A 26366-nucleotide genomic window follows, 5' to 3' on the forward strand; every position below is an offset into this window, starting at 1 on the left:
ATCCGACGATGACTAGCAAACGCCATGAAGAAGTGGGACTTACCGATGCGCAAGTGGTCGATATGTATTATTACATGCTGTTGGCTCGCAAAATCGATGAACGCCAGTGGCTGCTGAATAGAGCGGGCAAGGTGCCGTTCGTCATCTCTTGCCAGGGGCAGGAGGCCGCGCAGGTAGGCGCCGCTTTTGCCTTGCAACCAAACAAGGACTTCTTGTGTCCGTACTACCGCGACTTGGGGCTTGTGCTGGTATTTGGACAGACTGCGCGTGACTGCATGCTGTCTGCCTTCGCCAAAGCGGAAGATCCCAATAGCGGCGGCCGCCAAATGCCCGGCCACTTCGGCGGCAAAAAATTCAATATCCTGACGGGCTCCAGTCCAGTGACTACTCAGGTCCCGCACGCAGTAGGAGTTGCTTTGGCGGGGAGAATGAGACAGGAAGACCTGGTCGTCTATACATCCTTTGGAGAAGGCTCCAGCAATCAGGGAGATTTCCATGAGGGAGCCAACTTTGCGGGTGTTCACAAGCTGCCGGTCATTTTCTTTTGCCAAAACAACAAGTACGCGATTTCCGTTCCATTGAAAAAGCAATTGGCTTGCGAAAGTGTAGCGGATCGCGCGATTGGATACGGATTTCCCGGCTACAGTGTCGACGGGAACGACCCGATTGAAGTGTACCGCGTGATGAAGGAAGCGGTGGAGCGTGCCCGCAACGGTGAAGGACCTACCTTGATTGAAGCGGTCATGTACCGACTCGTTCCACATTCCAGCGACGATGACGACCGTGTGTACCGGACGCGCGAGGAAGTGGAGGAAGCGAAGAAAAAAGATCCATTGATCGTGTTCGCCGCTTATCTGAGGGACATCGGCTTGCTCGACGAGGAGAAGGAAAAAGAGCTGTTGGCGCGAGTGCAGCAGGAAGTGGATGAAGCGACGGAGTATGCGGAACAAGCACCGTATCCGACGCCGGAATCGACACTGACTCACGTATACGGGGAATAGGGGGGATTCGGATGGCAGTCATCTCATATATTGATGCAATTACGATGGCGATGCGGGAAGAGATGCGTCGCGATTCCAATGTATTTGTACTCGGTGAAGACGTCGGGGTGCGCGGCGGCGTGTTCCGTGCTACGGTCGGTCTGATCGATGAATTCGGGGAAGCGCGGGTGATCGACACACCCCTGGCAGAATCGGCAATTGTCGGTGTCGGGATTGGCGCGGCGGCGTACGGCATGCGTCCGATCGCTGAGATCCAATTTGCGGACTTCATCATGCCCGCGGTCAACCAGATCGTCAGCGAGGCTGCGAAGATGCGGTATCGCTCGAACAACGACTGGACTTGTCCGATTACCATCCGCGCTCCTTATGGCGGTGGCGTCCATGGCGCCTTGTATCACTCTCAATCGGTAGAAGCGATGTTTACCAATGTCCCAGGTCTGAAAGTAGTGGCTCCGTCCACGCCGTATGATGCGAAAGGCTTGCTGAAAGCCGCGATCCGTGATGAGGACCCGGTGCTCTTCTTTGAACACAAGCGCTGCTACCGCCTGATCAAGGGAGAGGTTCCCGAGACGGATTATACGGTGCCGATCGGCAAAGCTGACGTCAAGCGCGAGGGCAGTGACATTACCGTGATTTCGTACGGTCTGGCTCTTCACTTCTGTCTGCAAGCGGCAGAAAAGCTCGCCCAGGAAGGGATAAGCGCACATGTGCTTGATTTGCGCACGCTTTATCCTCTCGATAAGGAAGCAATCGCAGAAGCTGCGTCCAAGACAGGCAAGGTCCTGATCGTGCACGAAGACAACAAGGAAGGCGGCGTTGGCGGAGAAGTAGCGGCGATTATCGCGGAGAAGTGTCTGTTCGATCTGGATGCTCCGATCAAACGCCTGTGCGGACCCGATGTACCGGCCATGCCATACAGCCCTCCTATGGAAAAATTCTTTATGCTCAATCCGGACAAAGTATATGAAGCAATGAAGGAATTGGCCCATTTTTAAAGGTGAGGAGGAGCGAACAGCATGGCGACAAAAGTTCTCATGCCCCAGCTCGGCGAAAGTGTGACCGAGGGCACCATCAGCAAGTGGCTGGTGAAGGTGGGCGACACGGTTAACAAATACGATCCGTTGGCAGAAGTCAGTACGGATAAGGTAAACGCTGAAGTCCCCTCAACTGTGGCGGGCCGTGTCACAGAAATCGTAGTACCTGAGGGCGAGACAGTAGCAATTGGAACTTTGATATTATATATAGAAGAAACAGGTGCAGAAGAGGGCGGCGAGTCAACGCCTTCAGCTCCAGAACAAACGTCTGCTGCTGCCGTGACGCAACAGGCGACAACTCCTGCAACCGCACCGACCGCTTCTGTGCAGGCAGACGTGAAGGCCGTACCTTCCCAGCCAGCACAGGGCGGCGACAAACCGCGCTATTCGCCAGCGGTCATGCATTTGGCCCAGCAGCATGGCATCGACTTGTCACGTGTCACAGGTTCAGGAATGGGCGGACGTGTGACCAGAAAAGACGTGCAAGCCATCATCGATGCTGGCGGTCAAGCACCAGCGATCGCGACGGCTCCGGCACAGACTTCAGACACCGCGGCACCACAAGTCACCCGCGAAACAGCGGTATCAGCCTCGACGGCATCATCGTCTGTCGAAGCGGCAACGGCACCAGGGGATCAAATCATCCCGATCAGTTCGGTTCGCCGCACGATTGCCAACCGCCTGGTACAAAGCAAGCATGAAGCGCCCCATGCCTGGACCATGGTCGAGGTCGATGTGACCAATCTGGTCAACTTCCGCAATCAGGCGAAGGATGAGTTCAAGCGCAAGGAAGGACTCAATCTGACCTTCCTGCCGTTCTTTATCAAAGCTGTCGTAGAGTCCCTCAAGGAATACCCCATGATCAACTCTACCTGGGCTGGCGACAAAATTATCGTGAAGAAAGATATCAATATCTCGATAGCTGTTGCCACAGAGGACGCGCTTTATGTTCCCGTGATCAAAGACGCCGACCAAAAATCGATTCTCGGCATCGCCAAGTCGGTAGATGATCTGGCAGCACGCACTCGTGCCGGCAAACTGACGATGGATGACATGTCGGGCGGCACCTTCACGGTCAACAATACGGGCTCTTTTGGCTCGGTACAATCCATGCCGATTATCAATTCGCCGCAGGCTGCGATTCTCAGCGTAGAAGCGATTGTCAAGCGTCCAGTCGTCATCGACGATATGATCGCGATCCGCTCCATGGTCAATCTGTGCATGTCCCTTGACCATCGCGTATTGGATGGTCTGATCTGCGGACGTTTCTTGCAAAGCGTCAAGCAGCGTTTGGAGAGCATCGGACCGGATACCAAATTGTATTGACAGATTGCGAAAGAAGCCGTCCAGGCCATTTCCGTGGCACGGGCGGCTTTTTTAGCAATTTTTTCTTCCTAAAGCGTAACAAATGTTGGGGGTACATCGTCTTACCAATTAGGGGGAAGATCTGCCTATCATTTTTCCTAGTACAGATTTCCTCTCTGTGATGAATATGGTAAACTGGGATGGATCATTGAAAGATTTGGATTATTATTGGCAATTATGGGAGGAAAAACATGAAGAAAAGTAAAAAACCCCTTTCTCTTGTCGTAGCGACCGCGCTCGCTGCTACGCCGCTGGTGGCAGCGCCACAAGCTTTCGCGATTACAGATTTGAGCGTAGAAGCGGATAACACATCAGCAGACAAGAAGTCGGATTACGAAATTACCTTTGAACTCGAAGAAGATCTCGATTCTGGTGAGGAGATTTACATTACCTTCGATGACGAGTTTTCTATTAGCAAAAGCATTTCCAAGAGCGATATCAAGGTTGACGGAAAGTCGCCAAAAAGCGTTTCGCACAAAAATAACAAGATTACCATCACGCTCAGCAAAGATTACGAAGAAGGCGATGAAATCGAAATCGTCATCAGCGGTGTCATCACCAACCCTGATTCCAAAGGGGATTACAGAGTAGAAGTAGAAACGGAAAATGAAAGCTCCGACTACGAAAAAGTGAAAATCGGTTCCAGCAGCAGTGGCAGCAAGAGCAGCAGCAAGAACTTCAGCGTCGATTTGGACTCTACAAAACCAGATGAAAAAACCGCGATCGAATTGGGCGATTTCAGTCTGAGCGGCAGCGACGAGCTGAAAACAGGTAAGGTCATCGCGGTGACTTTCCCTGAAAAAGGCATGCTGCCTAAAAAGATCTCTACCAGCGACGTCAAAGTAAATGGTAAAAACGCGAGAGATGTCAGCATCGATGGCAGTACAGTAGAAATCGAAGTGCCAAGCGGTGCGAACGGCGACGATTACATCAATCTTGAATTCCTGAAAAGCGCCGGCATTGTGACGCCTTCCAACGGCGACCACACCTTTAAAATCAAATACGATGGCACTACATACACGTCTGAGAAGGTTTCCATCAAAGGCTCGGGTTCCAGCTCTTCTACAGCCAGTTCCTTCACGGTGAGTCTGTCCGACCCAGCAGTAGGTGCGCGTACCAGCTACTCCTTTGAAGTGGACTTTGGGAACAAGCAGTTGTTGCCGGATGAGCAGCTTCTCTTGGAATTCCCATCTGCAGATATGATCCCAGGCATGCTGTCCGCGTCGGATTTCACGCTCAATGGCAAAACGGCCAAGAGAGTAGCTGCTTCCGGCAACAAGGTGTACGTTACAGCACCGAGCAATTTCTCCAAGGACAGCAACATAAAGGTGGAAGTCGCTTTTGGTGCATGGATTACCAACCCGAAAACAGCAGGCACCTACAATATCAAAGCGACTGTGGACAATCGCACGGCTACGTCGAAGGACTTCACGGTATCGGGTTCGTCCCTCTATCCGAATCCGACCACACCGACAGCACCAACGACGCCAACAACAACGAATCCAACAGCGCCTACCAATGTGAATAACAACAATACAGCCACGATCGTACTGGGCTCTACAGCGATGGGTCAAGCGACTGGACTGACTGTTTCGATCAAGAGCTTGGGAGCGCCTTTGGCAAAGCAGCGCGACTTCATTGAGCTTGTTTTCCCTGCCGGCTATACCGTGCCTGCTTATATCGCTCCTGGCCTTGTCTCTGTAAACGGTACTGCCGCCAACTTCGTATCCGTTCGCGGACAAAACGTGCTGATCTACCCTTCGCAGGACCTGCCTGCAGCTTCTGCAGCCAATGTGGTAATCAGCCCGAGCGCGAACATCATCAATCCGAAGGTTAAGAACGCCTATAGCATCAGCGTATTTACTTCGGAGGAAAAAGGCTTGCTGTTCGCGCGCTCTGTTGGCGTAGGAATGCCAGCACCTGCCCAGCCTGCAGTGACTCCTACACCAGCACCTGCACCGACGCCAGCACCTGCAGCACAACAGCCAGCAAACATCCCTGCCAACGCGGTGTTGTTTAAACTGGGCTCAAACAGCTACACAATGGCGGGCAAGAGCCACCCACTGAAAGTAGCACCTTACCTGGCGAATGGGAATACGACAATGGTGCCAGCACAGTTCTTCAAAGAAGGATTGTCTCTGACCACTCAATGGAACAACTACACGGTAGCCATCATCAGCGGCACTACAGTTGTGAAATTCAACGTTGGCTCTGACAAGGCGACTGTCGGCAACAAATCCTATACCTTGACTTCACCGGTCGTGCTCAAAGACGGCATGCCGATGGTTCCGGTGCGCTTCGTCACCGACAACCTTGGCTATAAAGTAGGTTGGGATGCCAACACCTCCAGCGTCTACGTCTATAAATAATATTTGACATTGCCAACAAAAAAGAGGCCACCCATTGTCACCAGACAGGGTGGCCTCAGCTTTTTTACCAGGGAAAATAGAAAAACATCGGAACAACCAAAGAAATGACCAGAACTACAATCAGGGCTTTGGCTACGACGGATTGCTTCAATGGAATATCCCTCCTCTCGCGCATAAAACTAGATCAGACTGGCGGAATTGCCATTTTATTGGTCGTAAGCTGTGCTAGAATAAATAGGGATAGACTACTACAAATTGTACCCAACTGTTCAAGCGGAGGCAATAAGCCTGTACCTTTTTCAAAGACAACGCGGCAGGAATCATCCAAAAAAGCATACTCTAAAGCATGCGGAGAAGAGGAGGAAAAGCATTGACAGCACCAAACAAAATTGCCCATATTGGAATCGCCGTAAAAAGCCTGGAAGAAACCCTTTCTTTTTATACGGAACATCTGGGGTTGAAGCTGCTCGGAACAGAGGTCGTACCGAGTGAACAGGTAAAAGTCGCTTTTCTGGAGATTGGAGAAAGCAGGATCGAATTGCTGGAGCCGCTGACTTCTGAAAGCGCTATCGCCAAATTCATCGAGAAACGCGGGGAAGGGATTCACCATATTGCTCTGGATGTGGAGGATGTGCAAGCACGGCTGGACCGATTGAAGGAAGACGGAGTTCCGCTGATTCATGAACAGCCAAAAGAAGGGGCGCACAATGCCATGATCGCATTCCTGCATCCGAAAGCGGCCCACGGTGTTTTGTACGAGCTTTGCCAATACCCATCCAAGGGAGAGGAACACCTCGATTGAGAGAACGTGGTCGAGAAAATTTTTTTGCTGTATACTGGAAGAGTAGCGTACATATCTAAATTGGAGCATGATCTGGAGGTTATGCCTGTGATTAATCAGGAGCGTTTGTTAAACGAATTTTTGGAGCTTGTCCAGATTGACAGCGAGACGAAAAACGAAGCGCAGATCAACAAAGTGCTGAAAGAAAAACTGACCGCAATGGGATTCACGGTAGAAGAGGATGACGCGGCAGCCAAGACCGGACATGGAGGCAACAACCTGATCGCAACCCTGGAAGGGACAGGCAATGGGCCGACCATTCTATTCAGCAGCCACATGGACACCGTTGTTCCAGGAAATGGAATCAAACCGCAGATTCGCGATGGCTATGTCTACTCGGATGGGACCACCATCCTCGGAGCAGACGATAAAGCGGGGATCGCAGCGATTTTTGAGGGAATTCGCACCCTGAAAGAACAGAACCTCCCGCATCCGACGATCCAGGTTGTCCTGACGGTTGGGGAAGAATCCGGATTGGTCGGTTCCCGCGCGATGGATGCAAGCCTGCTGAAAGCCGAGATGGGCTTTATCCTGGATTCGGAAGGGCCGGTCGGAAAAATTACTGTAGCGGGCGCGGGCCAATACCGTATCGTGACGAAAATCCACGGCAAAGCGGCGCATGCAGGTGTCAATCCCGAGGACGGAATCAGCGCGATCACGGTGGCTAGCAAGGCGATTTCGAGGATGCCGTTGGGGCGTATCGATGAAGATACGACAGCCAATATCGGCCGCTTCGAGGGCGGAAAGGCCTACAATATCGTCACTGATTACGTGGAAGTATGGTCCGAAGCACGCAGCCTGGTGATGGACAAATTGGAAGCCCAAGTGAAAAAAATGACGACGGCTTTTGAAGAAGCGGCAGCCGAAATGGGCGCTACCTGCGAGAATGACGTTATTTTCATGTACCACGGCTACAAATTCAGCGAAGAGACGCCAGTTGTCCAAAAAGCGATCGCAGCTGTGAAAAGCATCGGCCGCAATCCTGAACTGGTGGCAAGCGGCGGCGGAAGCGACGGCAACGTATTTAATGGATACAACGTGCCAAGCGTCAACTTTGCGATTGGCTATGAAGAGATTCATACCAAGAACGAGCGCATGCCGATTGCAGAATTGAACAAAGCTGCCGAGCTGGTGCTTGCGGTTATTCAGGAAGTGCAAAAATAAGAATAAGGGTAACAACAAGTCGGATCTCCTTCGGGAGTTCCGACTTTTTTTCGTTCCGGTGAGTGGGACGGGCTTGCATGGACATAGAATGGTAAAAAGGGTGTCTGCTGATATCGCCAACGAGCACAATACATGGTAACGGAAAGGGGAACGGGAATGCTTCGAATGGCTGTAGGAATGGTCTCAAGAGTCATGGAGAAACGCCCGGGAATGCAAATCATTGAAGTACAGCTTGGTGAGGGAGAGCAAAAGGAAACCGCGCAAGCCATCTCGTTCGCCGATGAATCCTACGAGCCGGGAGAAATCCTGATTCTCAATACAACGGCTGTCCGTTTAAAGCTGGGTACTGGCGGCTTTCATCTGGTAGTGGCGAAAGCAGGGGATCACACGGAGCGAGATCTCGCAAAGGGGAACTGGGGCCATGTGATGAAAATGCGCTATGCGCCGTGGCAGCTTGCCGTCGATACGGTCGAAGAACAGGCGAGCCCATTTCATCGGCTTTTTTTGCGTAAGGACCTTTCCCTGCAATCCACGCCTGTCATTATCGGTGAGCTGCATAGCATGCTCCCTGTCGTTGCTGCTGCCTTGAGAAGCCATTCGAAAATGGGCAGAATAGCCTATGTGATGCCGGATGCGGCGTCGTTGCCTGTCTCCATGAGCCGGCATGTCCAGCAGCTAAAAGCAAAGGGGATGCTGGATGCGGTCATCACCACGGGACATGCATGGGGAGGAGATCGGGAAGCCGTCACGATCCACAGCGGCTTGCTGGCAGCGCGTCATATTGAGAAGGCAGATGTGATTCTTTGCATGCTGGGGCCTGGTGTCGCTGGCACAGGTACACCCTATGGATTTTCTGGCGTGCAACTGGCGGAAGTGGTTCATGCGGTTTCGGTATTGGGCGGAATCCCGTATTTTTTGCCGCGGCTCAGCTTTGCCGACCCGCGGGTACGCCATCGAGGGATCAGCCATCATACCCAGGCGATTCTTGGACGCTACGTTCTGCGGTCCGTTCTTTTGTTTGCGCCGAAAACAGGCGATGATCGGGAACGGTATATGAGAGAGCAAATCGCTTCGCTTCAAAAATCGCATAGCCATGTAGTGGTTTGGGGAGAGTGTGAATCCGAATCGCGTCTTGCAGAACTGGAACAGGAGTACGGACTGCCATTCACGTCGATGGGGCGCAGTTGGCGCGAGGACCCCATTCCGTTTCTGACAGCTGTCTTGGCGGCTGACCAGACGGTTCTGAGTCTGGATTATATCAAGGAGCGCACTAACGCCGGTTTGGATTGCTCCGCTTCGCCAGATATGCTTGCAGCGTTAGGTCTTTATTTGACCAGGAACGAAGGGCTGCTCTGATCTCCCATGCTTTGCCGACCATTCGCAGTTCCTTTTCGCTGACATAGGTTTTCATCCTTGATCTCCTCCGATACAATAGTGTGGACAGGCTTCATGCTTCCAGCCTATGGAGGTTTGTATACGAATAGAACCAGATTTGCAATCGAGGAGGATAAACGTGAATCAACGACAAGAGAATCATCTCTATGAGAAAACCATTTCTACCCAGCCCATCTATGACGGCCGCATCATCAAGGTGCAGGTCGATGAAGTGTTGCTCCCGAACGGAAATACAGCCAAAAGGGAAATTGTCAAGCATCAGGGAGCAGTCGCAGTCATTCCTTTGACTGAGGATGGCAAAATGGTTGTGGTCCGCCAATTCCGCAAGCCATTGGAGAAAACGATCGTAGAGATACCTGCTGGCAAATTGGAGCGGGGGGAAGATCCGCTTGCTTGCGCCAAGCGTGAACTGGAGGAAGAGACGGGGTATACTGCTCGCCATTACGAAAAGCTGAGTTCCTTCTATACATCTCCCGGCTTTGCGGATGAACTGCTGCATGTCTACGTGGCCACAGGCTTGACCAAAGGAGAGAGCCGCCCAGACGAGGATGAATTTGTCGACATGATCGAGCTGACTCTGGATGAAGCCCATGAGCTTCATCGCACGGGAGAAATTTGTGATGCCAAGACTATCGTTGCGCTGTTCGCCTGGGAGAACCGATTGCTCCGTGCCCATGGATAAAGGAAAAAGTCCATGGAAGCCGTTTTTTTGTGACATGCATATCCACATCGGCGGAACCCGTTCCGGAAGACCGGTAAAAATCACGGCTTCCCGCTCCATGACGATCACGCGGATTTTGGAAGAAGCGTCGAATCGAAAAGGGATGGAGATGATCGGAGTCATTGACGCCCACTCCCCGGAGGTTCAAGAAGAGCTTCTCGATTTGATTTCCCAAGGCGAGGCGCAGGAGCTTGCTGCGGGGGGCATTGCTTTTCAGCAGACCGTATTGATCCTGGGCTGCGAGGTAGAGATCAAGGAGGAGGGGAGAGGGGAAGCGCATTTTCTCGTCTATCTGCCTACCCTTGCAGCGATGCAGGCTTTTACCCGCTGGTTGAGCGCCCGTTGTAAAAATGTTCATCTCAGCTCCCAACGAATCCATGCCAGCATTCAAGATCTGCAGGAGATCGCCAGCGAGCTGGGCGGAACGGTTGTTCCAGCGCATATTTTTACCCCGCATAAAGGGCTGTACGGCAGCTGCACCGATTCCATGCGCGAAGTGATGGATCCGGGGCTGGTCGAAGCAGTTGAGCTCGGGCTAAGCGCCAATACACGGATGGCCGACCAGATTTCGGAGCTGTGGGACAAAACATTTCTGACGAATTCGGATGCCCATTCGCTGGGCAAAATCGGCAGGGAGTATCAATCGATCCTGATGGCGGAACGCTCCTACACGGAATGGAGAAAAGCGCTCAAGCGGGAACAAGGCAGAGGCGTCCTGGTCAACTACGGTCTCACTCCTCAGCTCGGGAAGTACCATCTGACCGCTTGCCAGGGCTGCCAAACGCTTTTGCCACCAGATTCCACGCTTCGCTGTCCGGTTTGTGGCTTCAAACGGGTGGTGCGGGGTGTGGCTGCCCGCATTGAGCAGTTGGCGGACAGGGAGCTGGGGCAGCATCCGTCCTTTCGCCCGCCATACGTAGAGCAGGTTCCATTGGAATTCATTCCGGGCGTGGGTCCCAAGCTTTTGCAAAAGCTTTACGCCTCCTTCGGCACACAGATGGACGTCCTGCATCGTGCATCGGAGGAGGATTTGGCGAATGTAGCAGGAGAAAAAATAGCCGCGCTGATCGTCCGGGCCCGGGAAGGCGCGCTGGCAGTTCAGGCAGGGGCAGCAGGAACATATGGCAGGATCGTGGACCGTTAGTGGCATAGGGGGAGACTCGTCCGCATAAGTTGTACAGTAATCAGCGAAGCGGGAGGGGACCCAACTTGCGTACACGTATCGGACAAACCATCCAAAGCTATGCCAAGGAGCATCAATCGCTCTATTGGTTCACGATAGTCCTGTTTACCATGGGGATTATTTTCGGAGCTGTGCTCGTGCAATCATTGCCTCTTTCGCAAAAGCAGGAGCTGCTTGGTTTTCTGCAGTATTTTTTTCATCATCTGGGTCAGCAGGGCATACCCGCATCACGGCCGCATTTTCAGGAGTCCTTTGGCCATTACGCCAAGACAGTCGGGATCATGTGGGTATTGGGCCTTTCCATTATTGGCCTGCCGATGATCCTTCTGATTTTGTTTTTAAAAGGGGTCGTCGTCGGATTCACCGTCGGCTTCCTCGTCAGCCAGATGCAGTGGGAAGGACTCAGATTTGCCATGATGGGGGTATTGCCGCAAAATCTGCTGGTCGTCCCGGCATTGCTTATCGTAGGAGTCAGCGGAATCTCCTTCTCCCTGCGTCTGATCAAGACGAGGCTGGTCAGCAAGCGAGACGGCATTATGCCGCATTTTGTTGGCTACACGGTGCTGGTGATTTCCATGCTTGCTGTGTTGATGCTCGCTTCCTTGTTTGAGACGTTTGTCTCGCCCCGGCTGATGCAGCTTGTCCTCAATTAAGAATGATTATCAGGTAAGAACTTATGTATTTGACTTACTCTATACCCCTCTACTATAATAGGAGCAGGTTTCAAGCGAGCGGGGAGGGGCACTAATGTTGGAAGAAAAGTTAGAAAAAATAAAGCAACAACTTCATGCACAAAACTACAAGTTGACGCCACAACGTGAAGCCACTGTTCGCGTTTTGTTAGAAAATGAAGAAGACCATCTCAGCGCTGAGGATGTTTATCTGCTGGTCAAGGATAAAGCGCCTGAAATCGGGCTGGCCACCGTTTATCGGACCCTGGAGCTTTTGAGCGAGTTGAAAATCCTTCACAAAATGAATTTCGGAGACGGCGTATCTCGCTACGATTTGCGCGATGACAATGCCGCATACCATCACCATCACTTGATCTGCCTTCATTGCGGAACGGTGGACGAAATTTTTGAAGACCTGCTCGTCTCCGCGGAAGAAAAAGTCAAGAATGTTTACAACTTTTACATTACCGATCACCGCTTGACTTTCTACGGGATCTGCAGCCGTTGCATTGATAAAGTAAATGTGGAAGATTTCAAATAAGGTAACTTCTCTTTGTCGGAGAAGTTTTTTCTTTTTTGGTTATGGGGTATGCATGCCTGTGGCAACCTAAAACAGAATGTGGAATTTCTGCAAGTCTGGCTTAACGAGATCAACCCTGTCATGGGTGATGGGACAAGAGCATATAGTGGAAGGAAACGCGCGGAGAGGAGATGCCCGGATGCGAATGTCGTACCGTCGCCTCATGGAGGTACTTCGTTTCCTGCTTCTGTTTGTCACTTGCACGCTTTTGTCGTATGGTATTATTAGCTTTTTATCCCATGCCTTTCTTCCGTCCAATCCCTATCATGAACCGGACGGAGAAGCCGTCAAAGTGGTCAAACTGATTCATTCGTCCGAACCGCAGGACTGGGAGGGCTATCTGGCCAGGCTTCAGCTTTTTTATGTTACGGGTGAATAAGTGCATATTTTTCGGAGGAAAAGGAGGATTTTTTTTATCCACGTGGAATGCAATACGAGATACTTAACATCCGAAGGGGACGGCTTCATGGACAGTCTGATCGATCAATTTATCCATTTCCTGGCTGTAGAGAAGGGGCTTTCTCCCAACACCTTGGAATCATACCAGCGGGATATGGTGGCCTATACCTCCTATTTACAGGAACAAGGCGTGGTGCGAATCGAGGATTCAGCGCGAACGCATATTCTCGGATATTTGCTGCTCCTGCGGGAAAAGGGGCGCGCTACTGCGACCTTGTCGCGGAATATGGCTTCGATTCGCGCCTTTTATCAATTCCTCGTACGGGACAAGTACCTGGACATGGATCCATCCATTCATCTGGAGACCCCAAAAATCGAGAAGCGCCTTCCGAAAGTTCTCTCGATCGAAGAAGTGGAGCGTTTGCTGGATAGTCCGCCGGTCAATCATCCGGCAGGTCTTCGCGACAAAGCGATGCTGGAGCTGTTGTACGCGACCGGAATCCGCGTCTCTGAACTGGTCAGCCTGGATGTTGCAGATGTCAATCTGGAGATGGGCTTTGTCAAATGCATGGGGAAAGGCTCCAAAGAGAGAATAATACCGCTCGGATCGGTAGCGATTCAGATGGTCCGCCACTACATGTTGGCTGGACGGCCCAAACTGATCAAAGGCAAGGATGAGACCGGACTGTTTCTCAACCATCTGGGCAAGCAGATTACGCGGCAGGGCTTTTGGAAGATCATCAAGCGGTACGCTTTGAAGGCGAATATTCGCACGGAGATCACGCCGCATACTCTCCGCCATTCCTTTGCTACCCACTTGCTGGAGAATGGTGCCGATTTGCGGTCGGTTCAAGAAATGCTCGGTCATGCGGATATATCGACAACCCAGATCTATACCCATGTAACCCGCACCCGGATCAAGGATATCTATGCCAAAACGCATCCACGGGCGTAAAAACATCATCTGAATTCCTTTACTCCGTCGCATTCCGGACGGAGCCAACTTTTACACAGCAGGTCAGACGTCTGACAACCTTCGCGGGCAGACAATCCTTTTTCGACTAGGAGGCGTTACAATTGCGTTTTTCTCGCGTGTTTTTAATTGTGATGGACAGTGTGGGAATCGGCGAACTGCCGGATGCACCGCGATTTCGGGATGAAGGCGCCCATACGCTCGGACATATTGCCGAGCGAGTGCCGGGCTTTCGGATGCCCAATCTGGAAAAATTGGGCTTGGCGAATATCGCGCCTTTGCACAACATGCCTGCAGTAGCCAATCCGCAGGCGCATTACGGTAAAATGCAGGAAATCTCGATGGGCAAGGATACGACGACAGGGCATTGGGAAATCATGGGGCTGCATGTAGCGGTGCCTTTCAATACGTATCCGGACGGGTTTCCAAAAGAGCTGATCGCGGAGTTTGAGGAGCGAATCGGACGCAAGGTACTTGGCAACAAAGTGGCCTCCGGGACCGACATTCTGGACGAACTGGGCGAAGAACACATGAAGACCGGCAACATCATCGTCTATACCTCTGCGGACAGCGTATTTCAGATCGCTGCTCACGAGGAGGTTATTCCGTTAGAGGAGCTGTACCGGATTTGCGAGGTAGCCCGAGAATTGACGCTGCGCGACGAGTATGCCGTCACACGGGTTATCGCCAGACCGTTTGTCGGGAAGCCGGGCAGCTTCACCCGTACCTCCAACCGTCATGACTACTCGGTCAAGCCATTTGCCCCAACCGTGATGAACCGACTGCAAGATGCAGGCCTCGCTTCCATCGCAATCGGCAAAATCAGCGACATCTACGCAGATGAGGGAGTTACCCGAGCCATCCGCACGAAGGACAACATGGATGGGGTCGATCAAATGCTGGCGACCATGAAAGAGGAATTCACCGGTCTGAGCTTTGTAAACCTCGTCGACTTCGATGCAAAATACGGTCATCGCCGCGATCCGCAGGGCTACGGACAGGCGCTGATGGAATTCGATGCCCGCGTACCCGAGCTTTTGTCTGCCTTGCAGGAGAATGACCTGTTGATCATTACGGCGGATCACGGGAATGATCCGACCCACCATGGAACGGACCACACCCGCGAGTATGTGCCGCTTCTCGTCTACCACAAGCAGATGGATGCGGGGAGCGACCTGGGCATCCGGCAAACTTTCGCGGATGTCGGCGCGACGATCGCGGACAACTTCGACGTGGAGGCTCCTGCCATCGGGGAAAGCTTTCTGAAAAAGATCTAGATTGTATGTTTGTCCAGACATAAAAAAAGAGGAGTGTTTCACTTGGCAAATGTTCAGGATGCAGTTGCGTATATTCAACCGAAAGTAACGGAAAAGCCAACGATTGGCTTGGTGTTGGGCTCTGGCCTGGGAGTATTGGCAGATGAAATCGAAAATCCGGTAGTCATTCCCTACGATGAGATTCCTGGTTTCACCAAGTCGACTGTCGCCGGCCACAAAGGACAACTGGTGATTGGGAAGCTGCAAGGCAAGCAGGTCGTTGCCATGCAAGGACGTTTCCACTTTTACGAAGGCCATGATTTGGATGCGGTTGTATTTCCGATCCGCGTCATGAAGTTTTTGGGTGTCGAGACGATGGTCATCACCAACGCGGCTGGCGGCATCAACGAAAGCTACGGCGAAGGCAATCTGATGCTGATTGCCGACCACATCAACCTGACTGCGCGCAATCCGTTGATCGGACCAAATGATGAGACGATGGGAACTCGTTTTCCCGACATGTCTGAAGCCTATTCCAAAGAGCTGCGGCAGCTTGCGAAGAGCGTGGCCGCCGAGCTGGGCATCAATCTCCAAGAGGGTGTTTACGTAGGTCTCCTGGGACCAAGCTATGAGACACCTGCGGAAATTCGCATGCTGCGCATCTTGGGAGCAGATGCAGTCGGAATGTCGACCGTTCCGGAAGTGATCGTCGCCCGCCACATGAATGTAAAGGTGCTGGGGATCTCCTGCATCAGCAATATGGCAGCAGGGATTCTGGAGCAGCCGCTCTCCCATGAAGAGGTCATGGCGACAACAGAGCGCGTGAAGGCGCAGTTCCTGTCACTCGTGCAAGGAGTCATTGCGAAGCTGTAAGGAAGAGCGGAGGGATATACCCATGCGTATGGTGGATATCATTGCCAAGAAAAGGGACGGCGGGGAACTGTCGACAGAAGAGATTCGTTTCCTTGTCACGGGATACACGGAAGGAAGCATTCCTGATTATCAGATGTCCGCTTGGGCGATGGCGGTCCTGTTTCGCGGCATGACAGCTCGGGAGACGGGAGATTTGACGTTGGCGATGGCAGGCTCCGGGGAGCAGCTTGATCTGAGCTCGCTTCCCGGGGTGAAGGTTGACAAGCACAGCACGGGCGGAGTAGGGGACAAGATTACCTTGGTCGTCGCCCCGCTGGTCGCTGCCGCAGGGATTCCGGTCGCCAAGATGTCTGGCAGAGGTCTGGGCTATTCAGGCGGGACAATCGACAAGCTGGAATCCTTCACGGGTTATCAGGTGGAACGCTCACGCGAGCAATTTTTGCAGCAGGTTCGCGATATCGGCGTCTCGGTCATCGGTCAATCCGGCAATCTCACGCCTGCTGACAAGAAGCTCTACGCCCTGCGCGACGTCACGGCGACAGTAGAAGCGGTGCCGTTGATCGCGAGCTCCATCATGTCCAAAAAAATTGCGGCAGGAGCAGATGCGATTTTGCTCGACGTCAAAGTGGGCAAAGGAGCCTTCATGAAGAGCCTAGAGCAGGCCGAGACACTCGCCCGTGCGATGGTGGAGATCGGCAGCCAGGTAGGACGCAAAACGGTGGCGGTCATCAGCGATATGAACCAGCCGCTTGGCTTCGCTGTAGGCAATGCCCTGGAGGTCAAGGAAGCGATTGCAACCCTGGCCGGAAAAGGTCCTGAAGATCTGACAGAACTGGCTCTTGCGATCGGCTCGCGTATGCTCGTCCTCGGTGGACTCGTCTCCTCTGTGGATGAAGGACGCGAGAAGCTCGCGGAGATTATGGCTTCCGGCAAGGCCGTTGACAAACTGGCAGAGATGGTAGAAGCGCAAGGTGGAGTGAAAGACGAGGTATACAGCCCGGAAAAGCTTCCGCAGGCGCAGATTTTGCATGCCATCCTAGCCAAAGAGGACGGTTATGTCAACGAGATTGATGCAGAGGCGATCGGCCATGCTTCCGTCGTGCTTGGCGCAGGCAGACAGACAAAAGACATGCCGATTGATCTGGCTGTAGGGATTGTGCTGCACAAAAAACGCGGGGATCAGGTGTCGGCAGGAGAGCCTTTGGCTACGATTCACGCCAATCAGGAGACGCTGTTGGGAAGCGCCTTGGAAGCCATGCAAGATGCCTTTCTGATCGCGCAGCAGCCTCCCGCAGAACAAGCGTTGATCTATAAAATTGTGGAATAATCCACGGATGTTTCCAAATAAAAGAGGGGATTTCTTCGAAAACCCCTCTCATTTGGCATCTGTTGTAAGTATTTTTTTCGAAAAAAATATATTGATCAAAATCAGTTTTTCATATTCAATAGAAGTATACTTTGGAGCAGTTTTGTAAAATTTTTTTTATTGTTAGGATGCTCTTTATAATATTTTATTATTCTACTTGTCAAATTTCGTTGACACCGCTATCATTTCCGATTACTTTTATTGTAACAAACGAATATGAAAGTTTTTTTCGAATTTCGTAAAAAAAGGATGGAGGTTCTTAAAAATTCGTATCTATGAAAAAGCTGGACCATGTTGACAAGCAGATCCTGCAGATCCTCCAGGAAGATGGCCGCATTCCTTACACTGAAATTGCCCATCAGCTTGGGGTAAGTGAAGGTACGATACGAGCCAGAATCACCCGCCTATTGCAAGACGGCGTATTTCAATTCATTATTCATCCAGACCCCGAAAAGTTAGGCTTACACGTGCAGGCAATCATCGGGTTGACCACGAGGCTTGGATCGCAGATAAAAGTTGCAGAAGAGTTGAGCAAATTTTCTGCCGTCCGGTTTGTGGGCTCTTTTAGCGGTAAGCACGACTTGATCATCCAAGCGTGTTTCCATAGCAATGATGAGCTTATCACGTTCGTCAATGAGCGACTCTCTCAAATTGAAGGAATTGTGTCTGCTGATGTTTCACTCGAACTCAAGCAGTACAAGGATTCCTTCTCTTTCGTTCAGGATGACGATGTGACATTGCAATGAAAGGGGTTGATGCCTCCAGGCTGAAGTCACGCTTGTTTCGCGTATTGTTCTTTTTTTCGTTCGCTGTTTTCTGAAAAGAGACAAATAAAGAAAAACGTACTGGGGGTAATTGTGTTGAAAAAGAGCGTATTTGCAGTAGTAAGTTCATTGGCAGTATTGGGAACGGCATTGGCTGGTTGCTCGGGTGGACAACAAACAGCTACACCGCCTGCGCAGCAGCCGGCAGGGAATACAGGTACAACCACAGAGACACCAGCACCTGCGGCAGAAGCGAAACCGCAAGTACTGCGTTTTAACCTCCACTCCGAGCCGCCGACGGCTGACCCGGGTCTCGCTGAGGATACCACGTCCGGAGCGATCATCCTGGCAACGTTCGATGGTCTGACAAGGATCGTAAAAGACAAGCCAGAAGTGGCAGCAGCAGAAAGCTACACAGTATCTGACGACCTGCTGACCTACACATTCAAGATCCGTGATCACAAATGGAGCAATGGCGACCCTGTTACTGCACATGACTTTGAATTTGCATGGAAGCGTGTCTTGGATCCAAAAACAGCTTCCAACTATGCATATCAGCTGTACTATTTGAAAAATGCAGAAAAAGCGAACAAAGGCGAAGCGAAGCTTGACGAAGTTGGCGTGAAGGCACTCGACGACAAAACGCTGGAAGTGAAGCTGGAAAACCCGACTCCATTCTTCCTGGAGCTGCTCGCATTCCGTACCTACTTCCCAATCAACCAAAAAGTGCATGAGGCCAATGAGAAATGGGCCGCTGAAGCAGCTACGCACGTAGGTAACGGTCCATTCAAAATGGAGTTGTGGGAGCACAAAAGCAAAATCACGCTGGTCAAGAACGACAATTATTGGGACAAAGACAACGTAAAGCTGGACCGCATCGAGTTCTCGATGGTGGAAGACGAAAATACAGAATTGTCCATGTTTGAAAATGGCGAACTGGATTGGGCTGGTGCTCCAACAAGCGCCCTGCCGACAGATGCGATTCCAGCTTTGAAAGCATCTGGAAAAATGACCACGCAGCCGATCGCAGGAACGTACTGGTACAAATTCAATACAGAAAAACCACCGTTCAACAACGTGAAGATCCGGAAGGCATTCACCTATTCGATCGATCGCGTATCGTTGATCGACAATATCCTGCAAGCTGGCCAACTCCCTGCGACTGGAGCAGTTCCTCCATCCATGGCGTTGAACAAAGACGGATATTTCAAAGACAACGATGTCGAAACTGCGAAAAAACTCCTCGAAGAAGGTATGCAAGAACTGGGAATTTCCAGCCTGCCGCCAATCACCTTGTCTTACAACACTTCGGAAGGACACAAGAAAATTGCCGAAGCGATTCAGGACCAGTGGAAGAAAAATCTTGGCGTAGAAGTAAAGCTGGAGAACAAAGAGTGGAAAGTATACCTCGAAGACATGCACGAGGGGAACTTCCAAATCGGTCGTATGGGTTGGCTGGGTGACTTCAACGACCCAATCAACTTCCTCGAGTTGTACAAGGATAAATACGGCGGAAACAACGATACTCGTTGGGAGCATCCGAAGTTCAAGGAGCTCTTGAACCAGTCTGCACTGGAAATGGATGTGGACAAGCGCAAAAAGATTCTGGCAGATGCAGAGCAAGTGCTCATGGATGAAATGCCGATCGCGCCAATCTACTTCTATACTCAAAGCTGGGTGCAAAACGAAAACGTCAAAGGCGTACAAATTACAGGCCTTGGCGACGTAGACTGGAAATGGGCTTACGTTGAGTAATTGAAACGAAGGAATTGAGTTCGACGAGGATAAGGTATATGGCCTTCCATATACCTTATCTTATGCCGACTCTTCCGATAGAGAATGGGCTAATAAGCCAAACAGAGAGAGAAGCAATGCGCAAGAGATCATTTACGGGTTATTTACACAGCCGATTTTTGCACTGTGTCTATAAACGTCCGCAGTGTAAAGATGGGACGTGAAAGCATGCAAAACGGGTTGGACCGTTTTGTGACCGCAAGCGGTCAGGTTTACTTATATGAAAAACATCTCGACGTTTTTCACAGAAACCGTTAAGGGGGTAAGTTAGTTGATCCGTTATCTTGGTAAGCGTATCATCTTTATGCTCATTTCGCTTTTTCTGATCGTAACGGCCACCTTCTTTATTATGCAGGCAGTACCAGGCGGCCCATTTACATCAGAAAAAAATGTTCCTGAGGAAATTAAAAAAGCACTCGAGGCGAAATACAAGCTTGACCTGCCGCTGCATGAACAGTACCTGAACTATCTGAAAGGGGTCATAACCTGGGATCTGGGGCCATCCTTTACGGAGAAATCGTCAACCGTCAATCAGATGATTAATCGCGGTTTCCCTGTATCGGCGCACTTGGGCCTTCAAGCGCTCATTATCGCGATCTTCGGTGGAATTATCCTGGGGGTCATAGCGGCACTCAAACATAATAAATGGCAAGATTACACGGCGATGGTCATAGCAGTACTTGGCTTATCGGTTCCCGGCTTTATCTTGGCATCATTTCTTCAATATTTCTTCGCGATTCAATGGGGCCTGTTCCCGATTGCGAAATGGGAAGGCTTTTCTTATACGGTTCTTCCATCCTTGGCTTTGGCTGCATCACCATTGGCGTTTATCGCACGCTTGACTCGCTCCAACATGATTGAGGTACTGGGGCAAGACTACATCAAGACTGCGAAAGCAAAAGGTTTGCATACAGTTACCATTACAGTGAAGCACGCGATCCGCAATGCTCTGTTGCCGGTCATTACCTACCTGGGCCCACTCGTTGCCAACATTTTGACAGGGGCATTCGTAATCGAGCGTATCTTCGGGGTTCCTGGACTGGGACGCGAATTCGTACTCTCCATTACCAACCGTGACTATACAGTTATTATGGGTACGACGGTATTTTACTCGATCATTCTCGTCGTCATGATCTTGATCGTCGATATCGCGTACACCCTTGTAGACCCACGGATCAAGCTGGCAGACGCAGGAAGGGAGTAATGAATGATGCAATTGAGTAAAGAGCATTTTGAGCCGATTTCCGTTGACCTCCGTCAATCAGAATCCATCAAGCGTCCCAGCCTTTCATTCTGGGCTGACGTATGGCGCCGCCTGAGAATGAACAAGGTTGCGATGGTTTCCATGATTTTCATTATTACTTTGATTCTTTGCGCGATCTTCGTGCCAATGATGACCAACAATGACTATTTTACGACGAATCTGGCAGGTAAGAACCAAAAACCATCTGCTGAACACTGGTTTGGGACAGACGATCTCGGCCGCGATATTTTTGTCCGCATCTGGCATGGCGCGAGAATTTCCTTGGAAGTAGGGATTTTTGCCGCTTTGATCGACTTGATTATCGGTGTGATCTGGGGTGGAATTGCAGGATTTTATGGCGGCAAAGTGGATGAGGTCATGATGCGTATCGCCGATATTTTGTTTGCGATTCCATATCTTCTCGTTGTTATTTTGCTCATGGTTGTGTTAGAACCAGGGGTGACGACCATTATTATCGCCTTGACCATCACGGGCTGGATCGGGATGGCGCGGATCGTTCGCGGGCAGATCTTGCAGCTGAAATCACAGGAATTTGTACTTGCGGCTCGTTCGCTGGGTGCTAATAGCAGTCGTCTCATCTTCAAACACTTGATTCCAAATGCTCTGGGTCCAATCATCGTTACCTTGAGCTTGACAGTTCCAAACGCGATTTTTGCAGAATCCTTCCTTTCCTTCATCGGTTTGGGGGTTGCAGCACCGATCGCTTCATGGGGCACGATGTCTTCGGAGGGCTTGCCGGCGATGAAGTACTTCCCATGGCGGCTGATGTTCCCGGCAGTGTTCATTTCGATTACGATTTTGGCATTCAACTTGTTTGGTGACGGTCTGCGCGACGCAGTAGACCCACGCCTGCGGAAATAGGAGGGACGATCATAATGGAACGTATACTTGATGTCAAAGACCTGCATGTCTCCTTCCACACTTATGCGGGAGAAGTCAAAGCTGTTCGCGGTGTTAATTTTCACGTCAATCGCGGTGAAGCGGTTGCGATTGTAGGGGAGTCCGGCTGCGGCAAGTCCGTTACGGCACAATCCCTGATGAAATTGATTCCGATGCCACCGGGAGATATAAAAAAAGGAGAAATCCTTTTCAATGGCGAAAATCTTGTAAACAAATCCAATAAGGAAATGGAAGCCATCCGCGGGAAAGATATCGGGATGATTTTCCAGGACCCCATGACATCTCTCAACCCAACGATGACGATTGGGAACCAGATTACAGAGGGATTGATCAAACACCAGAACATGTCCCGCACTGACGCTCGCAACCGGGCGATCGAGCTGCTCGAGTTGGTGGGCATTCCGCAGCCGGAAAAGCGCGTCGAACAGTATCCGCACGAATTTTCTGGCGGGATGCGGCAACGTGCCATGATTGCGATCGCACTGGCTTGCTCGCCAAAGCTGTTGATTGCGGATGAGCCGACGACAGCACTCGATGTGACGATTCAGGCGCAGATTTTGGATTTGATGAAAGACCTGCAGAAAAAGATGGGTACATCCATCATTCTGATCACGCATGACCTGGGTGTTGTCGCCGAGATGTGCGACCGCGTCATCGTGATGTACGCTGGTAAAGTAATTGAAACAGGGACGGTAGATGACATCTTCTACAATCCGCAACACCCGTATACCAAAGGACTGCTTCGTTCGGTGCCTCGTCTGGACCTGAATCGGGATGAACCGTTGACACCGATCTTCGGTACACCGCCAGATCTCTTGCGTCCGCCGACAGGATGCGGATTTACGGCTCGCTGCGAATCTGCGATGCGTGTATGCCAGGAGATGGATCCTGAATTGAACGACGTCAGTTCCACGCAGCGTGCAGCCTGCTGGTTACAGCATCCGCTAGCTCAGAACCGCTCAGGATCGTAAGAGGGAGGGTTATACAGTGGCAAATCAAGATACCTTAATTGAAGTACGCAATCTGAAAAAGTTTTTCACGATTGGCGACAATACACTCAAAGCTGTGAATGACATCTCCTTTGAGATCAAACGCGGCGAGACTCTCGGTGTGGTAGGAGAGTCCGGTTGCGGAAAATCGACTGCTGGCCGCACGCTTCTGCGCTTGTACGATGCCACAGACGGGGATGTTTTGTTTGAAGGCAAAAGCATCATGAAATTGAACAACCAGGAAATGAAGGCGATGCGCCGCAACATGCAGATGATCTTCCAAGATCCGTACGCTTCCTTGAACCCGCGTATGACAGTAGGAGACATCATCGGCGAAGCGCTTGACATCCATGGTCTGGCTACCGGACAAAAACGCAAAGAGCGCATTCAGGAGCTTCTCTCCCTGGTAAGCTTGAATCCGGAGCATATGAACCGGTTCCCGCATGAGTTTTCCGGTGGTCAGCGCCAGCGGATCGGGATTGCCCGCGCGTTGGCTGTAGAACCGAAGTTCATCGTTTGTGACGAACCAATCTCTGCGCTGGACGTATCGGTTCAAGCGCAGGTAGTCAACCTGCTTGAACAGCTCCAGGAAAAAATGGGCCTGACCTACATGTTTATTGCCCACGACCTGTCGATGGTGAAATACATCTCCGACCGTGTAGCGGTCATGTATCTGGGTAAAATGGTCGAGCTGGCAGACAGTGAAGCTTTGTATGAAAAGCCTCTCCATCCGTACACGCAAGCCCTGTTGTCAGCCATTCCGATTCCAGATCCGGAAGTAGAGCGCAATCGTGAGCGGATCGTTCTGCAGGGAGATGTACCGAGCCCGATGAATCCGCCAAGCGGCTGTCATTTCCGTACACGCTGCCCGAAAGCAATGCCAGAATGCGCTGCAAAAGAGCCAGTCTGGAAGGAAATCGAAAAAGGACATTTCGCGGCCTGCCATTTATACAACTAAGAGACAAATACACGATGCGGGTTTCCAGCATAGACTGACTGGGAACCCGTTTTTTTTTAACTACTATTTCAGCAAAATATGGGATCACTTAGTGAGGGAGCAGAGAACATGAACCTATTCCGCTTTCCGAATAGAAACAAGAAAACCGTATCTTCCAAAGCAAGCATTCACGACAAGTCTTCCCTATTCGCGCAAACGACAAGTCGCTTCAAAGGTTCCATCGCGAAAAAAATGATGTTATTCGGTCTTATTCTAGTTCTGATCATTCTTGGAGCTATGAACTACATAGCTATATCATTATCGAAATCTACCTTGATGAGCATTACCTCGAACCAATCCATCATGCTGGCAGAGCAGCACGCCGAGAGCATGAATGACTGGATCAATTCAATCCGGATTTCAGCAAAACAGACAGCTGCCAAGCGGATCATGCTGACGGAGATGGAGCCGCTCATCATGGAGCAATTCCGTCTATTGGTGCAAGAGCATAAAGAAATTACCAAAATATATTTGATTGATGTCAGTACCGGGAAAATGCTGTACTCCCTGACCGGGAAAACCGATTTTGATTTTAAGACGATGAGGTACTTTCAGGAGGCGCTAAGCACATCGGACGCCGTCATGTCCGACGAAGAGATTGTCAAAGGAGTAAACAAAAGCTATCTCTATGTGGCATCAAAAGTCGGAGAACAGAATAGTAACGATACGCGATTGCTGGTTGTCGGTTTCGATATGACTGATTTGATTGTCAAAGCGCAGGGAATATCGTTTATGAAAAATGGACATGCAATGGTCATCCGCCCGGACGGCTTGGTTGTAGCCCATAAAAATCCGGAGTTCAACAATGAACTGGTGCTGCAGGATCAACCTGAATATGCGGATCTGATGGCAACAGCAAATCAGCAAGTCAGCAACAGCCTTGTTTATATGGACCAGGGAAAAGAATCTTTTGCAGCACTTGCACCGATTCCGCTCTTGAACTGGAGCCTCGTACTTACGACAGGTGTTGAAGAGGTGTATGGCGAGGTCAATAGCATGGTCTGGTACTTTATCTTGTTTGCCATTCCAATCGTTGCCGTATCGATGTGGCTCATCTGGTGGTTTTCCAAGCGAATCCGTTCCTCGCTTTTCGCAGTCGCGCAGGATATGGATCGCATCGGTTCCGGTCATTTTGACGTGAACGTCCAGGTGAAGGGCAATGACGAGCTGGCGATGGTCGGTACGAAAATGAACGAGATGGCTGCAGAATTGCGCAAGCTGATCTCCCTGGTCCAGGGACAAGCTACCCAACTGAACGTGGCTACAGAGGAAATGACGCAATTCGCTGAGGAAAATAAAGGTGCCATTCAGGTGATTACAAATAATATCTCCTCGATCGCACAGCGCGTCTCCCAGCAGACGGACGAAGTGCAGGCTACGGCTCAGACGGTCTCAGAAATCTCGCAGGGCGTACAACAGGTTGCTGTCGCAGCGGAATCAACTTCTGTCGCAACGACTCGGACTTTTGAGCGGGCGCAGGATGGCATGAAGCTGGTCGGGAATGTCATTGGCACTGTTCGGCATGCCTCCAGTGAGGTAGAACGTACAGCCAAGCAAATGCACAGTCTGCGCGAGCGAGCGCGGGAGATTACGAGCATCGTCGAAATGATCAGCAGCATTGCTTCCCAAACCAATCTGCTGGCGCTTAATGCGGCGATTGAGGCGGCCAGAGCAGGAGACGCGGGGCGCGGTTTTTCTGTCGTCGCCACAGAGGTGCGCAAGCTTGCGGAGGAAAGCAACCTCTTTTCCGATAAAATTGCCGCGATCGCGCATTCGATCAATGACGAAGCCATGGAAATGAGCAAGCACATGGACGAAATCGTCAGCATGGTCGGTGAAGGCTTGCAGTCCGTAGAGTCCGTTGGCGTTTCCTTCCAGAATATCGTGGCAGACATCCAATCAGCAGCAGAGCAAAGCGAATCGATGACCGCCACCTCCGAAGAGATGGCGGCTGGCAACCAGGTCGTGACGGATTCCATCCACCGCCTGGCAGCCGTATCGGACGAAATCAAGGAGTCCATCAACGGAGTGGTGAAAACCGTGGATGAGCAGCTTCATTCCATCGCAAGGATCAACGAGAATGTGGAACAATTGAAAAAGATGGCGGATGATTTGACAAATAATGTGAGTCGCTTTGTGATCTAGGATAGCCAACTATAATGAAGAGTCCCTTCTGCAATCAAATGCGGAAGGGATTTTTTGTGTGAAAAGCATCATGAGTAGCCCACAAGTGATGCTACGGGGACCAAGAAGAGCTGGCAGAGGAAAAGCCGGAACGGAAAAAGGCGGAACACGTTTTTAGCGGCCAGCGCGCCCAGCAAGCCGTTAATTGCTAGTTGGTGAAAGTCCAACCGAGGTAAGAGCCAAGTCGCCTCGTAGCTGACAGGCAACTGGTGGAGAGATCCTAAGGTTGAAGCCCTGTGACAAAGTATCCCGTAAGGGAGCGAGCAAATCAGCGGACCGTAAA

Annotated in this window: 23 protein-coding genes and 1 pseudogene; 23 read left to right on the forward strand and 1 reads right to left on the reverse strand. The window is 51.1% G+C overall.

Features of this window, described 5'->3' with window-relative positions; genetic code table 11:
• The first annotated feature begins 8 nt into the window (after positions 1 to 8).
• From EDM58_RS19360 to EDM58_RS19390, 7 genes are all read left to right on the forward strand, one after another.
• The gene (locus tag EDM58_RS19360; RefSeq protein ID WP_023554524.1) at positions 9 to 1001 is read left to right on the forward strand and encodes a thiamine pyrophosphate-dependent dehydrogenase E1 component subunit alpha; all 993 of its coding nucleotides are present in this window, start codon (positions 9 to 11) and stop codon (positions 999 to 1001) included.
• Between the two features lie 11 nt (positions 1002 to 1012).
• Entirely contained in the window at positions 1013 to 1996 is a 984-nt protein-coding gene (locus EDM58_RS19365) for an alpha-ketoacid dehydrogenase subunit beta (protein ID WP_122914775.1), read from the forward strand.
• Positions 1997 to 2017: 21 nt separating this feature from the next.
• Positions 2018 to 3361, forward strand: coding sequence for a dihydrolipoamide acetyltransferase family protein (locus tag EDM58_RS19370; RefSeq protein WP_122914776.1), 1344 nt, complete (start codon positions 2018 to 2020; stop codon positions 3359 to 3361).
• A gap of 230 nt (positions 3362 to 3591) precedes the next feature.
• Positions 3592 to 5769 carry a copper amine oxidase N-terminal domain-containing protein gene (locus EDM58_RS19375; RefSeq protein WP_122914777.1) on the forward strand — a complete coding sequence of 726 codons (2178 nt, stop codon included), beginning with the start codon at positions 3592 to 3594 and terminating at the stop codon, positions 5767 to 5769.
• Between the two features lie 370 nt (positions 5770 to 6139).
• Positions 6140 to 6571 carry a methylmalonyl-CoA epimerase gene (gene mce / locus EDM58_RS19380; RefSeq protein WP_122914778.1) on the forward strand — a complete coding sequence of 144 codons (432 nt, stop codon included), beginning with the start codon at positions 6140 to 6142 and terminating at the stop codon, positions 6569 to 6571.
• A gap of 81 nt (positions 6572 to 6652) precedes the next feature.
• Positions 6653 to 7774, forward strand: a complete 1122-nt coding sequence (locus EDM58_RS19385; RefSeq protein WP_122914805.1) for a M20/M25/M40 family metallo-hydrolase — start codon at positions 6653 to 6655, stop codon at positions 7772 to 7774.
• A 156-nt stretch (positions 7775 to 7930) separates the two neighbouring features.
• The gene (locus EDM58_RS19390; RefSeq protein ID WP_122914779.1) at positions 7931 to 9130 is read left to right on the forward strand and encodes a DUF3866 family protein; all 1200 of its coding nucleotides are present in this window, start codon (positions 7931 to 7933) and stop codon (positions 9128 to 9130) included.
• Between the two features lie 10 nt (positions 9131 to 9140).
• Here the strand turns inward: EDM58_RS19390 and EDM58_RS26565 are convergent.
• Positions 9141 to 9185 (reverse strand): annotated as a pseudogene (locus EDM58_RS26565) (hypothetical protein); the annotation flags it as partial.
• A 102-nt stretch (positions 9186 to 9287) separates the two neighbouring features.
• Here EDM58_RS26565 and EDM58_RS19400 point away from each other — a divergent pair.
• The 16 genes from EDM58_RS19400 to EDM58_RS19475 all read left to right on the forward strand — a co-directional run bounded on the left by EDM58_RS19400 (position 9288) and on the right by EDM58_RS19475 (position 26044).
• A complete protein-coding gene (locus tag EDM58_RS19400; RefSeq protein ID WP_246000880.1) occupies positions 9288 to 9851 on the forward strand; it encodes an NUDIX domain-containing protein in 564 nt (187 codons plus the stop codon).
• Entirely contained in the window at positions 9844 to 11034 is a 1191-nt protein-coding gene (locus EDM58_RS19405; protein WP_122914782.1) for an endonuclease Q family protein, read from the forward strand. Before EDM58_RS19400 ends, EDM58_RS19405 begins: the two co-directional genes overlap by 8 nt.
• Positions 11035 to 11099: 65 nt before the next feature.
• The gene (spoIIM, locus tag EDM58_RS19410; RefSeq protein ID WP_122914783.1) at positions 11100 to 11726 is read left to right on the forward strand and encodes a stage II sporulation protein M; all 627 of its coding nucleotides are present in this window, start codon (positions 11100 to 11102) and stop codon (positions 11724 to 11726) included.
• A 94-nt stretch (positions 11727 to 11820) separates the two neighbouring features.
• Entirely contained in the window at positions 11821 to 12285 is a 465-nt protein-coding gene (fur, locus tag EDM58_RS19415; RefSeq protein WP_023554514.1) for a ferric iron uptake transcriptional regulator, read from the forward strand.
• A 178-nt stretch (positions 12286 to 12463) separates the two neighbouring features.
• The gene (locus EDM58_RS19420) at positions 12464 to 12703 is read left to right on the forward strand and encodes a DUF4227 family protein (RefSeq protein WP_122914784.1); all 240 of its coding nucleotides are present in this window, start codon (positions 12464 to 12466) and stop codon (positions 12701 to 12703) included.
• Between the two features lie 87 nt (positions 12704 to 12790).
• A complete protein-coding gene (gene xerD / locus EDM58_RS19425; protein ID WP_122914785.1) occupies positions 12791 to 13678 on the forward strand; it encodes a site-specific tyrosine recombinase XerD in 888 nt (295 codons plus the stop codon).
• 122 nt (positions 13679 to 13800) lie between these two features.
• A complete protein-coding gene (gene deoB / locus EDM58_RS19430; RefSeq protein WP_122914786.1) occupies positions 13801 to 14973 on the forward strand; it encodes a phosphopentomutase in 1173 nt (390 codons plus the stop codon).
• Between the two features lie 42 nt (positions 14974 to 15015).
• The gene (locus EDM58_RS19435) at positions 15016 to 15825 is read left to right on the forward strand and encodes a purine-nucleoside phosphorylase (protein WP_122914787.1); all 810 of its coding nucleotides are present in this window, start codon (positions 15016 to 15018) and stop codon (positions 15823 to 15825) included.
• Between the two features lie 22 nt (positions 15826 to 15847).
• Positions 15848 to 17152, forward strand: coding sequence for a pyrimidine-nucleoside phosphorylase (locus tag EDM58_RS19440; protein ID WP_122914788.1), 1305 nt, complete (start codon positions 15848 to 15850; stop codon positions 17150 to 17152).
• Between the two features lie 314 nt (positions 17153 to 17466).
• Positions 17467 to 17937 carry an Lrp/AsnC family transcriptional regulator gene (locus EDM58_RS19445; protein ID WP_023554508.1) on the forward strand — a complete coding sequence of 157 codons (471 nt, stop codon included), beginning with the start codon at positions 17467 to 17469 and terminating at the stop codon, positions 17935 to 17937.
• A gap of 114 nt (positions 17938 to 18051) precedes the next feature.
• A complete protein-coding gene (locus EDM58_RS19450) occupies positions 18052 to 19710 on the forward strand; it encodes a peptide ABC transporter substrate-binding protein (RefSeq protein ID WP_122914789.1) in 1659 nt (552 codons plus the stop codon).
• Positions 19711 to 20020: 310 nt separating this feature from the next.
• Positions 20021 to 20953: an ABC transporter permease gene (locus EDM58_RS19455; RefSeq protein WP_023554506.1), complete on the forward strand. Its 933-nt coding sequence runs from the start codon at positions 20021 to 20023 to the stop codon at positions 20951 to 20953.
• Positions 20954 to 20956: 3 nt separating this feature from the next.
• The gene (locus EDM58_RS19460) at positions 20957 to 21874 is read left to right on the forward strand and encodes an ABC transporter permease (protein WP_122914790.1); all 918 of its coding nucleotides are present in this window, start codon (positions 20957 to 20959) and stop codon (positions 21872 to 21874) included.
• Between the two features lie 14 nt (positions 21875 to 21888).
• Complete coding sequence (locus EDM58_RS19465; RefSeq protein ID WP_122914791.1) at positions 21889 to 22884, forward strand: ABC transporter ATP-binding protein; 996 nt, start codon at positions 21889 to 21891, stop codon at positions 22882 to 22884.
• 16 nt (positions 22885 to 22900) lie between these two features.
• Complete coding sequence (locus EDM58_RS19470; protein WP_122914792.1) at positions 22901 to 23860, forward strand: ABC transporter ATP-binding protein; 960 nt, start codon at positions 22901 to 22903, stop codon at positions 23858 to 23860.
• Positions 23861 to 23968: 108 nt separating this feature from the next.
• The gene (locus EDM58_RS19475) at positions 23969 to 26044 is read left to right on the forward strand and encodes a methyl-accepting chemotaxis protein (protein ID WP_122914793.1); all 2076 of its coding nucleotides are present in this window, start codon (positions 23969 to 23971) and stop codon (positions 26042 to 26044) included.
• Positions 26045 to 26366 lie beyond the last annotated feature (322 nt).

It is taken from the genome of Brevibacillus panacihumi (assembly GCF_003710985.1).
Lineage (GTDB): Bacteria > Bacillota > Bacilli > Brevibacillales > Brevibacillaceae > Brevibacillus > Brevibacillus panacihumi.

Excerpts from the sequence above, each read along its gene's own strand:
- EDM58_RS19360 (WP_023554524.1), top strand. The coding sequence starts at position 9 with ATGACTAGCAAACGCCATGAAGAAGTGGGACTTACCGATGCGCAAGTG.
- EDM58_RS19365 (WP_122914775.1), top strand. The coding sequence starts at position 1,013 with ATGGCAGTCATCTCATATATTGATGCAATTACGATGGCGATGCGGGAA.
- EDM58_RS19370 (WP_122914776.1), top strand. The coding sequence starts at position 2,018 with ATGGCGACAAAAGTTCTCATGCCCCAGCTCGGCGAAAGTGTGACCGAG.
- EDM58_RS19375 (WP_122914777.1), top strand. The coding sequence starts at position 3,592 with ATGAAGAAAAGTAAAAAACCCCTTTCTCTTGTCGTAGCGACCGCGCTC.
- EDM58_RS19385 (WP_122914805.1), top strand. The coding sequence starts at position 6,653 with ATGCCTGTGATTAATCAGGAGCGTTTGTTAAACGAATTTTTGGAGCTT.
- EDM58_RS19390 (WP_122914779.1), top strand. The coding sequence starts at position 7,931 with ATGCTTCGAATGGCTGTAGGAATGGTCTCAAGAGTCATGGAGAAACGC.
- EDM58_RS19405 (WP_122914782.1), top strand. The coding sequence starts at position 9,844 with ATGGATAAAGGAAAAAGTCCATGGAAGCCGTTTTTTTGTGACATGCAT.
- fur (WP_023554514.1), top strand. The coding sequence starts at position 11,821 with ATGTTGGAAGAAAAGTTAGAAAAAATAAAGCAACAACTTCATGCACAA.
- EDM58_RS19420 (WP_122914784.1), top strand. The coding sequence starts at position 12,464 with ATGCGAATGTCGTACCGTCGCCTCATGGAGGTACTTCGTTTCCTGCTT.
- xerD (WP_122914785.1), top strand. The coding sequence starts at position 12,791 with ATGGACAGTCTGATCGATCAATTTATCCATTTCCTGGCTGTAGAGAAG.
- EDM58_RS19440 (WP_122914788.1), top strand. The coding sequence starts at position 15,848 with ATGCGTATGGTGGATATCATTGCCAAGAAAAGGGACGGCGGGGAACTG.
- EDM58_RS19445 (WP_023554508.1), top strand. The coding sequence starts at position 17,467 with ATGAAAAAGCTGGACCATGTTGACAAGCAGATCCTGCAGATCCTCCAG.
- EDM58_RS19460 (WP_122914790.1), top strand. The coding sequence starts at position 20,957 with ATGATGCAATTGAGTAAAGAGCATTTTGAGCCGATTTCCGTTGACCTC.
- EDM58_RS19465 (WP_122914791.1), top strand. The coding sequence starts at position 21,889 with ATGGAACGTATACTTGATGTCAAAGACCTGCATGTCTCCTTCCACACT.
- EDM58_RS19475 (WP_122914793.1), top strand. The coding sequence starts at position 23,969 with ATGAACCTATTCCGCTTTCCGAATAGAAACAAGAAAACCGTATCTTCC.